This window comes from Moritella sp. Urea-trap-13, assembly GCF_002836355.1.
GTDB lineage: Bacteria > Pseudomonadota > Gammaproteobacteria > Enterobacterales > Moritellaceae > Moritella.
This window is the reverse complement of record NZ_PJCA01000028.1, coordinates 90,998-105,253: the sequence shown is the minus strand read 5'-3', so window position 1 is coordinate 105,253 and position 14,256 is coordinate 90,998. Positions and strand designations below refer to the sequence as shown.

Annotated in this window: 15 protein-coding genes; 1 reads left to right on the top strand and 14 read right to left on the bottom strand. The window is 42.8% G+C overall.

Going from position 1 to position 14,256, the window contains the following annotated elements:
• Positions 1-27: 27 nt before the first annotated feature.
• The 10 genes from trmH to CXF93_RS06470 form a co-directional block, all read right to left on the bottom strand.
• Positions 28-714: a tRNA (guanosine(18)-2'-O)-methyltransferase TrmH gene (gene trmH / locus CXF93_RS06515; RefSeq protein ID WP_101061628.1), complete on the bottom strand. Its 687-nt coding sequence runs from the start codon at positions 712-714 to the stop codon at positions 28-30.
• Between the two features lie 182 nt (positions 715-896).
• Positions 897-3,020 (bottom strand): bifunctional GTP diphosphokinase/guanosine-3',5'-bis pyrophosphate 3'-pyrophosphohydrolase, encoded by a 2,124-nt coding sequence (gene spoT / locus CXF93_RS06510; RefSeq protein ID WP_101061627.1) that lies wholly within the window; start codon positions 3,018-3,020, stop codon positions 897-899.
• Between the two features lie 255 nt (positions 3,021-3,275).
• Entirely contained in the window at positions 3,276-3,551 is a 276-nt protein-coding gene (gene rpoZ, locus CXF93_RS06505; RefSeq protein WP_017222386.1) for a DNA-directed RNA polymerase subunit omega, read from the bottom strand.
• Between the two features lie 59 nt (positions 3,552-3,610).
• Entirely contained in the window at positions 3,611-4,237 is a 627-nt protein-coding gene (gene gmk, locus CXF93_RS06500; protein ID WP_101061626.1) for a guanylate kinase, read from the bottom strand.
• A gap of 155 nt (positions 4,238-4,392) precedes the next feature.
• Positions 4,393-4,722 carry a multidrug efflux SMR transporter gene (locus CXF93_RS06495; RefSeq protein WP_017222388.1) on the bottom strand — a complete coding sequence of 110 codons (330 nt, stop codon included), beginning with the start codon at positions 4,720-4,722 and terminating at the stop codon, positions 4,393-4,395.
• 164 nt (positions 4,723-4,886) lie between these two features.
• Positions 4,887-6,017: an S-(hydroxymethyl)glutathione dehydrogenase/class III alcohol dehydrogenase gene (locus CXF93_RS06490; protein ID WP_101061625.1), complete on the bottom strand. Its 1,131-nt coding sequence runs from the start codon at positions 6,015-6,017 to the stop codon at positions 4,887-4,889.
• A gap of 287 nt (positions 6,018-6,304) precedes the next feature.
• Positions 6,305-6,664: a glutathione S-transferase N-terminal domain-containing protein gene (locus tag CXF93_RS06485; RefSeq protein ID WP_101061624.1), complete on the bottom strand. Its 360-nt coding sequence runs from the start codon at positions 6,662-6,664 to the stop codon at positions 6,305-6,307.
• Positions 6,665-6,822: 158 nt separating this feature from the next.
• Complete coding sequence (locus CXF93_RS06480) at positions 6,823-8,055, bottom strand: NADH:flavin oxidoreductase/NADH oxidase family protein (protein WP_101061623.1); 1,233 nt, start codon at positions 8,053-8,055, stop codon at positions 6,823-6,825.
• A gap of 120 nt (positions 8,056-8,175) precedes the next feature.
• Positions 8,176-8,775, bottom strand: a complete 600-nt coding sequence (locus tag CXF93_RS06475; RefSeq protein ID WP_101061622.1) for a TetR/AcrR family transcriptional regulator — start codon at positions 8,773-8,775, stop codon at positions 8,176-8,178.
• Positions 8,776-8,865: 90 nt separating this feature from the next.
• A complete protein-coding gene (locus CXF93_RS06470; protein WP_101061621.1) occupies positions 8,866-10,134 on the bottom strand; it encodes a dicarboxylate/amino acid:cation symporter in 1,269 nt (422 codons plus the stop codon).
• Between the two features lie 177 nt (positions 10,135-10,311).
• Here CXF93_RS06470 and CXF93_RS06465 point away from each other — a divergent pair, with 177 nt between their 5' ends.
• On the top strand, positions 10,312-11,187 hold the full coding sequence (locus tag CXF93_RS06465) for a LysR substrate-binding domain-containing protein (RefSeq protein WP_017222396.1): 876 nt from the start codon (positions 10,312-10,314) through the stop codon (positions 11,185-11,187).
• Between the two features lie 137 nt (positions 11,188-11,324).
• Here CXF93_RS06465 and CXF93_RS06460 read toward each other — a convergent pair whose 3' ends face one another.
• The 4 genes from CXF93_RS06460 to CXF93_RS06445 all read right to left on the bottom strand — a co-directional run bounded on the left by CXF93_RS06460 (position 11,325) and on the right by CXF93_RS06445 (position 14,189).
• On the bottom strand, positions 11,325-11,999 hold the full coding sequence (locus tag CXF93_RS06460) for a YceH family protein (protein WP_101061620.1): 675 nt from the start codon (positions 11,997-11,999) through the stop codon (positions 11,325-11,327).
• Positions 11,999-12,607: a cob(I)yrinic acid a,c-diamide adenosyltransferase gene (cobO, locus tag CXF93_RS06455; protein WP_101061619.1), complete on the bottom strand. Its 609-nt coding sequence runs from the start codon at positions 12,605-12,607 to the stop codon at positions 11,999-12,001. Before cobO ends, CXF93_RS06460 begins: the two co-directional genes overlap by 1 nt.
• Positions 12,608-12,679: 72 nt before the next feature.
• Positions 12,680-12,925, bottom strand: coding sequence for a YdcH family protein (locus tag CXF93_RS06450; RefSeq protein WP_101061618.1), 246 nt, complete (start codon positions 12,923-12,925; stop codon positions 12,680-12,682).
• Positions 12,926-12,986: 61 nt separating this feature from the next.
• On the bottom strand, positions 12,987-14,189 hold the full coding sequence (locus CXF93_RS06445; RefSeq protein ID WP_101061617.1) for a multidrug effflux MFS transporter: 1,203 nt from the start codon (positions 14,187-14,189) through the stop codon (positions 12,987-12,989).
• Between the last annotated feature and the right edge of the window lie 67 nt (positions 14,190-14,256).

The window sequence follows — 14,256 nt, the reverse complement described above, 5'->3', positions numbered from 1 at the left end:
TTATCAGAAGATGCGGATTATACTAGCCTAGTTTGAGCTACGTAATGCATTCCACCACGATTCGTCAGCAACTATCTGACCTTCTTCATCTAATTCTGGGTAAGCGAGCCCTTTACGTTTACAGGCTTTAGCAAAGACAGGATGGCCGCCTTCAAAGTAAATTTTGTGTTGTTCTTCAGCTGGTAACTTGCTCTCGCCTTGGTACATGCCGGCGTTGTCACGTTGACGCTGTGCTTCGTACAAGATGGTCGCTGTCGCTACTGATACGTTTAGTGACTGCACCATGCCAACCATCGGAATGATGATATCTTGATCGGCAAGTGCTAATGCTTCTGCACTGATGCCAGTCTTTTCTTGACCCATTAAGATCGCGGTTGGTTTGGTGTAATCAATTTCACGGAAATCCACGGCATTATCCGACAGGTTCGTTGCAAGCACTTGCATACCCTGCGCTTTCAACTCTTTAATGGCTTCAGCAATATTATCGTGAGAGTGTACTTTCACCCAGTTTTGGCTACCAGTAGCAGTACCACCAGATACTTTTGTTGGGCGTATAGACCATACCGCGTGAACATTGTTGACACCAACAGCATCACACGTTCTTACTACAGCAGCAAGGTTATGTGGTTTATGTACTGCTTCCATACAAACGGTTAAATCTGGTTGGCGGTGTTGGAGCATTTTAGTAATGCGGTCTAAACGTTCTGGGGTCATGGTCTTACTCTATAAGATTTAATTGGCGAGGTATTATACCCAAATAATCGGCTAATGCGAGTATCTGCAGTTAGCTTAAGTGGGTCTAGGATAGCTGAATGATAAATATATCGCCAAGGCATTGTCAGCAAGGCCCTGGCGAGCAACGTAATAGCGAGACATTATGCTTCGCTATTAGCTGTTTAGTTATAACTGCGCGATATTTTCAATACATCTTGTAGGGTGCGGATCTTCTTCATTACATCAGCCACATGTTTGCGGTTTTTAGCGGTAATAAGAATATCCACGTTATACACACGGGCATCTTTCTCATCGGTGACAATATTGTGGATATTGGCACCTGTGGCGGCAACAGTATTGGTTAGTTTAGCTAATACACCTTGGTGATTAACTACTTGAATACGGATCTCAGTTTTAAACTCTTGGCTTGGATCGATATTATCATCCCACTCAACCGGAATATAACGATCCGGTTCATTTTGATAACCGTGAATATTACGACAGGTTTCAATATGCACGACTAGCCCTTTACCTGGACTTAAATGCGCAACAATCGGATCACCTGGAATAGGGTGGCAGCAGTTAGCAAAACTAACCAGCATACCTTCCGCGCCCTTAATCGGCATTTTGTCTTGTTCTTCCGAGCGTGGTGCAAGATCGGTGAGCTCATCAACACGACCTTGTAGACGACGCGCCACTAGAATACTCATGATGTTGCCTAGCCCAATTTCGATAAGTAAGTCATCGAAGGTTTCACACTTAATATCAGTCAGTACTTGGCTTAAATTTTCTGCAGCAATATCTTCAATTTTGACGCCATTGAGGGCATGATTTAATAATCGGCGACCAAGGATAATTGAATCCTCGGTACGCATATTTTTCAATTGCTGACGAACGCGGCCGCGGGCTCTGCCTGTGACAATAAAGTTTAACCAAGCGGCATTTGGACGCGCACCCGGTGCGGTAATAATTTCCACTGTTTGACCATTTTTTAATGGCTGACTGAGTGCATGTGGTTGACGATTTACACGTGCACCAACACAAGTATGACCAACATCGGTATGAATGGAATAAGCCACGTCGACTGGTGTTGCGCCACGAGGTAATTCGATGATCTTACCTTTCGGCGTGAACACATAAATTTCATCTGGGAACAGATCGGTTTTCACACTCTCAATAAATTCAAACGACGAACCGGCACTTTGCTGCAGTTCGAGTAGGCTTTGCATCCACTTCTGCGCACGCAATTGAGCGTTGGTATTAATTTTGTCTGCGCCTTGCTTATACGACCAATGCGCGGCAACACCACGGTCAGCCATCAGGTCCATATCTTTAGTGCGGATTTGAATTTCCAGTGGTACGCCGTGTGGGCCGACCAACGAAGTATGCAGGGATTGATAACCATTGGTCTTGGGAATGGCAATATAATCTTTAAAGCGCGTTATTTTGGGCTTATACAAGCTGTGCATTTGACCCAGTACGCGGTAACAGGTATCTAGATCGTCAACGATGATTCTAAAAGCATAAATATCGACAACCTCATGGAACTGTACCCGTTTTTTCTTCATCTTGTTATAAATACTAAAGATGAGTTTTTCGCGGCCATGGGTTTCCGCTGGTACACCGGCTTCTGCTAAACGACCTTCAATTTCTTGACGGATGTTCGACATGACTTCTTTGCGGTTACCACGTGCCGATTTTACTGATTCGACAAGAATACGGTAACGCATTGGGTACATGGCTTCTAACCCGAGTTCCTCTAATTCATTTTTAATATTATGAATACCAAGGCGGTTCGCAATCGGGGCGAAAATTTCTAATGTTTCGCTAGCAATACGGCGGCGCTTGTCAGGTCTTAATGCCCCTAAGGTACGCATGTTGTGTGTGCGATCGGCTAGTTTGATTAAGATAACGCGAATGTCTTGAACCATCGCCATGAACATTTTACGGAAGTTTTCCGCTTGGGCTTCTTTGCGATCGCGGAATTTTAGCTTATCAAGCTTAGACACACCTTCGACTAATTCAGCAACGGTATTGCCAAATAATGAAGCAAGGTCTTCTTGGGTGGTTGGCGTATCTTCAATCACATCATGGAGCAGGGCGGCCATAATGGTTTTATGATCAAGACGCATTTCAGCAAGAATTTCAGCAACGGCAACAGGGTGAATAATATAAGGTTCGCCCGTACTTCTTTTTTGAGGTAGATGCGCTTCTCGCGCGACTAAATAAGCATGCTCAATGAGTTCGACTTGTTCAACCGATAGATAGGTTGATGTCGTTGCTTTTAAATTTGCGAATATATGCAAGTACTGCCTCGTTACTAAAAAGTTGATATAAATAAGATGATAATATTAGCAAGATAATAAAAAGTGGAACTAATTGCACCTTTAAATTTACATCTTCGTCATATTTATGCCAACTCAAGCTTGAATTAGCGGTTTGGGGATTTTGAATTTAAAAAGATATACAAACCTATAAACATTAATTTGGCCGGATCATAGGTATTAAAAAAGGTGCAATATGCACCTTTTTATAAAACCATCAAAAAAGATGATTAAGTATTAACCACGGCCTTCAGCGATTGCTGCAACTGCTGCAACTTGCTGTGCTTCGTGTTCTTGCTGTTCTTGACGGTCGCTAGCATCCATCAATTCGTTGCTCATTAGACCAGCTTCAATTTCACGAAGGGCAATGACAGTCGGCTTATCATTCTCTGGTGCTACCAAAGGTTCTTTGCCGTGAACTGCGATTTGACGAGCGCGACGTGCCGCCATTAATATTAGGTCGAAACGGTTACCAACCTGTTTTACAGCATCTTCTACGGTTACGCGTGCCATGCAGGAACTCCAAGTGAATTAAGTCTAAAAAATGACGAGAAACTATACTTTATTTTTGCCTAATTAACCAGCAAATCTTTCATAATTACGTTGTTTTTTGCTGCTTGCTTCGCTGAACCAAGTCGTTCCGCACGTACAATCGCGTGTAGATCTTCAAGGGCAGTGGAGAAATCATCATTAATAATGAGGTAATCATATTCATTATAGTGCGACATTTCAGCTTCTGCTTCAGCCATTCGGCTTGCTATGATCTCTTCACTGTCTTGACCGCGACTGTTAAGGCGACGTTCAAGTTCTTCGCGACTCGGTGGTAGGATAAAAATACCACGCGCATCAGCAATCTGTTGTTTAATTTGACGGGCACCTTGCCAGTCGATATCTAAGAAAATATCAATGCCACGAGCTAGGGTATTTTCAATCATCACGCGTGACGTACCGTAGTAATTACCGAATACTTCAGCCCATTCAAAAAACTCATTGTTTTCGATTTGCGCTTTAAAATCAGCAACGGGAATGTAGTGGTAATGGGTACCGTCAATTTCACCAGGGCGAATAGCGCGAGTAGTGTGAGAGACAGACACTTTCATATCGCTGCTTGGGTTTGCATCTAAAAGTGCTTTGATAAGACTTGATTTTCCTGCGCCACTTGGAGCGGATACAATAAATAGAGTGCCTTTACGTGCCATGGTGAACCTTTGATGAGAGTATTTAATGGGAGTTAAAAGCGACCCAAGATAGCATAAATAGCAGGAGGAATTAAACTGCTTTAATGGTTTACGCAGTGATAGCCACAAAAAATAGTTATAAAGTGCTGCACTTATCAAGCAACTTCAGCAACGACTTAATGTGTATGCGGTGTTGATGATAGGTTGATAAGCGCAATACCAACAGCAATAAATAACATGCCGATCCAAACTTTAGTATCAAGATGTTGTTTGTAGACTAAGCTCGACATGTAAGTGACTAAAATAATAGCTAATCCTGCCCATGACGCATGTACAATACCGACGGGTAAGTTTTTAACGGCTTGGCCTAAAAATAAAAACGCCAGCAGGTGACCAAAGATAACAATGACGCTGGGCCAGAAGTTGCTAAAGCCGTTGGTGGCTTTCAAAGCGACATGTGATGTTGCTTCTGCTAATACGCCTAATAAAAGAAATAACCAACCCATAACGCTACCAGCTCACTTTATTTATAGAAAATATAGAAAATATAGAAAATATAGAAAATTTTTATACTTTAAAAAAACGCCTTCACATACTTACGCATGTGAAGGCGGATATAACACGATTAATTACTAAACTATTTTTAATAAACAACCGGTTGTAGAAGGTGCTACTTATCGAAATGAATGACAGTACGAATACTTTCGCCTTTGTGCATCAATTCAAATGATTCGTTAATGTCCTCTAAGCCCATGGTATGGGTAATGAAATCGTTTAGTTTGAAATCACCAGCCATGTAACGTTCTACAATTTCAGGTAACTCTGAACGACCTTTAACACCACCGAATGCACTGCCACGCCATACACGACCCGTTACAAGTTGGAATGGACGAGTCGAGATCTCTTTACCTGCACCGGCTACACCAATAATCACTGATTCGCCCCAACCTTTGTGACAACATTCTAATGCCGAACGCATTACATCTACGTTACCGATACATTCGAATGAGTAATCAACACCACCGTCTGTTAGTTCAACGATCACGTCTTGAATTGGTTTGTCGTAGTCTTTCGGATTGATGCAGTCTGTAGCGCCTAATTGACGTGCTAGTTCGAACTTGCTTTCGTTAATGTCGATAGCAATGATACGACCTGCTTTTGCCATTTGTGCGCCGATAATTGCAGAAAGACCGATACCACCTAGGCCAAAAACAGCAACTGTGTCGCCTTCTTGCACTTTGGCTGTATTAAGCACTGCGCCCATACCTGTGGTAACGCCACAACCTAATAAACAAACTTCTTCTAACGGTGCTTCTTTATTTACTTTTGCTAACGAGATTTCTGGTAGTACTGTGTATTCAGAGAACGTTGAGCAGCCCATGTAATGGAAGATTGGCTGACCGTCTTTGTAAAAACGTGTGGTGCCGTCTGGCATTACGCCTTTACCTTGAGTTTCACGAATTTTTTGGCAAAGGTTAGTTTTACCTGATTTACAGTACTTACATTCGCCACATTCTGGGGTGTAAAGTGGGATAACGTGGTCGCCAACTGCAACACTTGTTACGCCTTCACCAATTTGTTCAACGACACCGCCACCTTCATGGCCAAGAATCACTGGGAAGATACCTTCTGGATCATCACCTGACATCGTGAATGCGTCTGTGTGGCATACGCCAGTTGCCACTATGCGCACTAATACTTCACCAGCGCGGGGTAACATCACATCAACTTCTTCAATAGAAAGTGGTTGGTTAGGGCCCCAAGCAATAGCCGCTTTTGATTTAATAAATTTATCAGTCATGTTGTTCTCGCTAATTTATATTGTCATTTGGGAGGTAACACTGAGGTCCCCTCGTTTTGTTGGAGCCATTATAGTTATTTCTCAGATATTGATAATCCCATTAAATTACAAATTACTTTTACTACATGGTAACAATTGGCGGTTATTAGCAGTGATTGGCTGAAAATCTAAGTTGAATGACTGGTATGCAGGTTTTTTACCGCGAGGTTATTCTATTTATCATAAAAAAAGCCTGATATTGCTATCAGGCTTTCATGCATTAATTAACTTGGCTGGACACCATTTAATTAAGCGAATTTCTTTTCTAAATGGGCAATGATGTCATTTGATTCATACATCCATTGTACTTGACCATTTTCTTCAATGCGCAGGCAAGGTACTTTACGGCGACCGCCTTGTTGCTCTAGTTCGTTACCAAACGTCGCATCATTTTTTGCATCACGTACAGTAATATCTAGGTTTAAACGCTTCATGCTACGACGTACTTTTACACAAAATGGGCAAGCTTCAAATTGGTAAAGTGACATGTTATTAATTTCACTATCCACTTTTGCTTGTTCATCTGCAGGGCGTTTCATGCTTTTTGGCGAGAAGATGAAATTAAGCGTTAAAATAAGACGGCCTAGTAACCAGCGAATAACTTTCATGAATAAGTACCTTGTGAAAATGGGGTGATTTTTTCGGTATGCTAACACATTTATAGTCTGTTAGGCGACGCCCAGAACGACCCTCGGTGTTTATCAACAAGGGCGCTAGGCGTAGACCTGATTAGTTATTGATTATAATCAAGTCGATATACGAGTGACTAAGCACGACGCTTTCTAAATGCGTAGATACCAGCGCCATAGATGGTTTTGAAGAACACTGGCCAAGTACCGAGATTGGCTTTTGGCTGTTGCTGTTTGGCAATACGCGCAAGCTGAGCTTCATACCAAGTAATGTCTAACATCGCCATACGATCAATGGCTTTCACACCTGTGGTTAAGTTCGGTAAACTAATTTTATGCTCATCCGATGCCATTAATTTATTCGGCAGTTGGGTATCTAGCGACATTGGACGCGCGAGTCCGATAAAATCAGTGGCATTGCTTTGCAGTGCTGACAACATGGCTTTGCTTGAACGGAAACCGCCCGTCACCACTAACGGTGTGTCGCTGATAGCACGCACTTTTTCAGCATAGCTAAGGAAATAAGCTTCACGCGCTAAGGTTGATTTTTTTACCTTATGACCGGTCATCGTCGGACTTTCATAAGTACCTCCGCTGATTTCAATCTGATCGATACCAGCATCGGACAAGGCTTTTACTACCTGCATCGATTCTGCTTCAGTAAAACCACCACGCATGAAATCGGCTGAATTTAATTTAATGCCAATGGGAAATTCATCACCGACTTCGGCGCGTATAGCTTGATAGATAGATAATACAAAACGCATGCGGTTTTCAATGCTACCACCCCATTTATCGTCACGTTGATTATGACGTGGAGACAGGAACTGACTAACTAAGTAACCGTGCGCACCGTGAATTTGCACACCAGAGAAACCCACTTTCTTAGCCAGTTTGGCACTGGTTTGGAACTGACCAATAATGTTCAGGATTTCTTTTTCGGTTAGCGCGCGCGGGGTATTAAAGCCTTTTTCCAAACCGTTGGTTAATGCGATAGCCGAGGGGGCAACGGGTTCTTTATTAATAAAGTTCGGTGTTTGTTTGCCGGGATGATTTAACTGCGCCCACAATTGAGTATCGTTAACGCTGCCTTGTTGTGCCCAGTTTTTAAATTCGCTTAAATTACTTTGTTCATCTAATACGACGTTTTTGGGCTCACCTAAAGCATTGCGAGCAACCATGATATTACCGGTAATTGATAAGCCTAAACCACCTAACGCCCAAGCGTGATAAAGCGTAGCTAGACCCGGTAATGGATTGTGTTGGGCATCACCAAGCTGTTCGCTCATTGCCGATTTAAATAAACGGTTTTTAATAAACGTGCCATTTTTTAAGGTAAAACCTTGTTGTAATGTAATTGCTGTAGTCATTATTAATCCTGCTTTAAATAAATCATTAGACCGGTCGTCTTAAGCTAGGGTCAAAAAAACGATATTATAATTCGACTCATAATATCGCTGTCTGTTTGTCTGTCAGTTTTTGTGAAGTAATTAGTTAGCTTTTAAAATGTCATCAAAAATGAAATCGGTGATCTGCGTTAGATTATCGGTATTACCGGCGATCTTCATTTCGATTAAACTGCCTTCCCATGCCGTCCACATTAATGTCGCTAGCTGTTTGGCTGGTAAGTCTGTGCGGATCAATTGCTGTGCTTGCGCATCGCTGATTAATCCAGATAATAATATGTTTAGCGCTTTAACCGAACGTTGCATTGCTTGTTGGCATAATGCACTGGAATCACCAATATCGTTGGCCACACTGGCAACCAAACAACCTTGCTTACCTTGGTTTTCGCTGTACTTTTGGCGGCCTTTTTCAAATAGCGCACGCAACTTTTGTATTGGGTTCAGGTTTACGTCATCCAATAGCGGTTGAATTTCCTTGGCATTGGCGTGCATATCGGCTTCGATTAGCTCGGCAACAAAGGCTTCTTTGCTATTAAAATAGTTATAAAAGGACCCTTTAGGTACTTTCAGCTCATCTAGGATCTGTTTGATCCCAGTGCCGTGATAACCGTGTTGAGAGATATGCTTGATACCAACTTCAATCAGGGCTTCGCGGGTATGTTCGTTTTGTTTAGGTCTTGGCATTTGGCTATTCTATGACCGATCGTCTTGAAATGCAATTATTAAGGTAGGAGGCTTATCTTTTCCGACCTTAATAACGCGAGTTAGGTGCGATTATATTTTATCCTGCTGCCATTTATCAACAACTAAGGCGGCAATCAAATCACCTTCAACATTCACTGCAGTTCTAAATGTATCGAGTGGACGTTCGATAATAAGTAAGATGGCGATGCCTTCTAATGGAATACCGGCTGCTAACATCACCAACTGCATGCCTGACATCGAACCTGATGGCATACCTGGCGCGCCGACTGACGATACCATCGCCATGATAAATATCATTACGACACCTGTGGTCGTTAAATCAATACCAAATAACTGCGCGAGGAAGATGGCAGCAACACCTTCAAACAAGGCGGTACCATCCATATTCATCACCGCGCCAAGCGGCAGAACAAAACTGCTGGTACTTTGTGATATGCCCAGCTCGTTCTCTGCGGCTTGCATAGATAGTGGTAGAGTTGCGGAGCTTGATGACGTGGCAAACGCCATCGCTAGTGGTGCGGATATGGCTTTAAACAAAGTGCTAAATTTAATGCCAGTAAAAATTTTAGCCAGAGTCGGTAATACAATCAGACCGTGGATAAGGGTTAGTACAAATACTAACAAGGCGAACAGCGCCAACTGGCCAAATAAGCCGGTATTACCAGTGACGGTAAACTCAAATACGATGGCAAACACGGCAATCGGTGCGAGACGAATAATGCTCTGTACTAATTTATTTAAGCCTGTATTCAAACCTGCAATCACAGTAAATACCACATGATTTTGTGGCAATGAACGTAATAGCGATACTGAAAATAACAACGAGAATAAAACAATCGCTAACAGGTTGCCGTTAACCAAGGCTGAAAAAGGATTCACTAACGCCATCGTCAATAATTTAGCGGTAATGCTGGAGCCTGTTACTGTATCTTGTTCAATTAAATTAATGTGGTCAGCAACAACGACTGGCTCAACAAGTGGCTGCCATTCTGGCATTAACAGCGCAGCACCGAGCCCGAGACTGATCGCGATAATCGACGTTAAGCTGTAAAAAGCGAGGGTGCTTACGCCTAAGGTTTTTAATTTTAGCGTTGAACCTATATTGGTAATACCCTGCATTAACGACAGCATGACTACTAAGCCGATAACCATTTTAAGTAAACCGGTATAGGTGGTCTTGCCTAACAAGATTAATTGATACCAAGTTTGTTCTGTAACGTGTTCAGCCACGGGCTCGGTAATATTGGCTACAGTGGGCATTATTGTGGCAAAAATCCAAGCCAGAATAGCGGCAGTCAGTAGTTGCAATGGCAATGAACGCTTGATAGTAGATAGCATAATCTTTCTCGTGAGAGTTACTGGATATCAGTAATTAAGGCGAGATTATAGGGGAGTTATTAGCAGATGATAATTAGCTCGATAAGCAAATCACTTTTACTGCATAGTAATAATTTAGGTTTATTGTGGCTAATAACTTATAATTGTTACTTAACAGTTGAATAAGAGAATGTATTGATGAGTGATTGGTCTGGTGTCAGTGAGTTTGTTGCGGTTGCTGAAACCGAAAGTTTTACCGCGGCGGCCAAGCGTTTAGGGATCTCGACGGCGCAAGTGAGTCGACAGGTTTCGGCACTTGAAGAGCGCTTGTCGGCAAAGTTATTCTACCGGACCACGCGTAAAGTATCTGTGACTGAAGTGGGTGGCATTTACTATCAACATTGTCGTCAGGTAATGGATGGTTTAGCTGATGCTGAACGTGCCATCAGCAATTTACAAAGCACGCCAAAAGGTAAGTTAAAAATAACCGCGCCAATCACCTATGGTGAACGCAGTGTGGCACCGTTAGTAAATGACTTTGTGATCCAGTATCCTGAGCTAGAAGTGCAATTAGTATTATCTAATCAGCAGATTGATTTAATCGATGAAGGCTTTGATTTAGCCATTCGTCTCGGTCAGTTAGGTGATTCATCTATGATCGGTAAACGGCTTGCGACCCGTAAGCAATATGTTTGCGCCGCGCCGGAATATTTAAGTGCCTTTGGTGCCCCGCATACCTTGTCAGAATTAGACCGTCATAATTGCTTATCAGGTACTTTGGATTACTGGCGTTTTCAGGAAAAAGGCAAAGCCCGTAATATTCGCGTGAAAGGTAATTTTAGCTGTAACAGTGGCCCTGTATTAGTCGATGCGGCGTTGAAAGGCGTCGGTATCGTGCAATTGCCCGATTATTATGTGCAGGAATATATTAACCAAGGTCTACTGATTGAATTGCTGCCAAACTACCGCGAACCGGATGATGCTGTGTGGGCGTTATATCCGCAAAATCGTCATCTGTCGCCGAAAGTACGTATGTTGGTAGACTATTTAGCGAAAGAATTGGCGATAAATTAATTATAATAATATCGTTATTTACATAGTTTATGGTCGATAGTGAAGTCGGGAGTCATCGCATTTGACTCCCTTTTTTAGTACTTATTTTTAGTGCAGTTATTTTATTTATACAAGTTAACTGTTATTCGCTAACAGAACTAGTCAATTAACGCTGACACAGTTTCTTGTAACGCTGTTAACTGCGCTTTCAGCGTCGCGACTTCATGTTCTAGTTCATCAACGCGAGTGGCTAATGCGTTATTCTCATCGGCGCTGTTGTTTCTAGTCTGTGCTGAGCTATCCGTTGTGCTAACTGTCGAAGCGACTGGACCACTGAATAGATGGGCATAGCGGCAAGCACTTTGTCCTGGCTCTCTATCCAGTTTAACGATAAACGGACCTTGTTCATGATTGGCTAGCTGATCTAATGCCGTTTCAACTTCTTGTACATCATTAAATGCATGCTGGCGCGCTGAGCGGGTTCTTAGTTCACCCGGTGTTTGCGGCCCACGTAAAAATAATAGCGTCAAAATAGCTAATTGTTGTGGGTTAAAACGAATTTTACTGAACTCAGTATTACCAAAACGATGACGAATTTTAGCGCTGCGTTTACCGCCATTTTCATCGTTTATCACTAAGTGTTTTTTCACCAAGTCATCAACAATGTTTTGTACTTCGTCTTGGCTTAATGACAGTACTGGCTCACGGCTGCTTTTTTGATTACATGCTGACGTTAATGAATTTAACGACAGTGGGTAAGTATCTGGCGTTGTGTGTTCTTTTTCGATTAATGCGCCTAATACGCGCGTTTCATGTAGTGATAATTCATCCATTACCAGTCAATCCCTATTTGCGCTTTAATGCCTGAGCGAAAGGCGTGTTTTTCTTCTCTGACTTCACTTACCGTGTCTGCCATTGCCACGAGATCTTTGTGGGCACTGCGACCTGTGACGATAACAGTCTGATCAACAGGGCGGTTACGGATAGCGCTAAGTACTTCTTCTAGATCTAAATATTGGTAACTGAGCATGTAAGTCAGTTCATCTAATAACACCATTTTTAGATCCGGATTTGCGAGCATGGCTTTAGCATGTTCCCATGCTGTTTCTGCTGCCGCGATATCGGCGGCTTTATCTTGGGTATCCCAAGTAAAACCGGTTTTCATCGCATGGTAAGGCATATCTGGACGAACCTGCTGGATAAATTTAACTTCACCCGCTGCCCAGGTTCCTTTGATAAATTGCACTACACCGGCATTAAAGCCATGGCCAATACAGCGGATCACATTACCAAAACCAGCGCAGGTTTTACCTTTACCGTTACCTGTCATGATGATCAAAATACCACGTTCTTCAGTGGCTTTATCTACACGTTTCGCGACAGTGCTCTGGATCTTTTGCATCTTTTGTTGATGTTTATCTTGGCTATTTTCTTCCGTCATTCCAAATTCCTTTAATGCCTAGTACTGTTAACGTCAGTGTAAGGCTTTTGTGGCTAAATGGAAGTGGGAAAATTAAAAATCACCTTGAGTGAGCTTTTGATAAATCTTATCTTTTAAGGCCACGCGACGACTTTTTAATTCGCTAAAGTGACTGTCTGTGGTGGGAATACCACTGGCTTCAAGGCCGTAAATATGGTGGTCGAGTTGATGGTATTCTTTGGCTAGGGCGGTAAATCCGGGATCGTCGCTTTTTAACTTGGCGATGTCGATAGCGTGGTCTGGGAATTCGTGCGATAGGGGATGTTTTTCATTCTGCATGATAACGGCCTAGGTAATGAACGAGTTCTTTCAGTGTAGTCGAACCCGTTCATTGCGGCATTTAATGCTGAGCTTGTTCTTGGTGCCAATGATCAAGACGTGGTGTTAGCATGATCGCCAGTAATACCAGAGACAAACCACCCATCAAGACAATTACCGCGTAAGGGGCTGTTAAATCAGTTTGTTGAATTAAGCCGGCAAGCAATGCTGCGCCACTCATCTGGATACAACCTAACATAGCGGCGGCTGTGCCTGCGCGTTCACCAAATGCAGCTAATGCCATACTGGTTGCTGGACCAAGCAATAATGCAAAACCAATGCAAAGCAACATCATAGGTAGCATAAAGGCAAAGGCAGCTGACATACCAGTCGTTGGTCCCCATTGTTGTACCACTAACTGTAATACGGCAGATGATAATAAAGCGAGTAGAGCAATAATAACCGTAGGGCGATTACCAAAGCGTTTAATCACTAACGGCGCGGTAAAACAAGCGGCGATATTAACGATGGCATTCAGACCAAATAAACCACTAAACTCTAACTCGGCGATACCTAAGTTGCGGATCAACCAATCGGGTGCATAAGAGACATAGGTTAAGATTGAAGCCATACCAACCATGCAAGCAACGGCATAAAACATAAAGTGGGCATCGTGTAACACAGGTTTAAAGCGATCCCAGTGATAAAGCGAGCCGGATGTATCGGTATTATCTGGGCGAGTCTCAGGTAATTTTCTGATGATCAGTGCAAGTATGATTAAACCGTATATCGCCATGAAGATAAACGTCGAACGCCAGCCAAACTGCAATGCTAATAGACCACCTAGTGTTGGTGCTAATGCTGGGATAACACAGATCACGCCATTTAAATAACTGTAGTAATGCGCGCTTACTTTAGAATCAAAGCTATCTCGTACGGCACTAAATACCACGATTGAAGTGGCACAAGCCGCGATACCTTGTAATACTCGCGCTATTTGTAACCAATGAAATTCAGCCGCGCCTGCAGCAAGTAGACTGCTTAAGCAATACAGGATTACGCCGCCGATAGCGACTGGACGACGGCCAAAACGATCGGCTAGTGGCCCTATTAATATCTGACCAATACCCATGGCAAATAAAAATAATACTAAGGTGGATTGGATTTCACTTGAGGATACCTGAAACTCGGTGGCCATTGTCGGCATTGAAGGCAGGTAAATATCGATAGCGAGGGGGCTTAATACCACCATGGCCATCAAAATAGGTAATATATTTCGGCGCATTGTTATTCTCGAGTAAAAAAGGCTGGTTTAATGCGGGGCAGTTTACGTAAAGCGTGTTATGAATGGA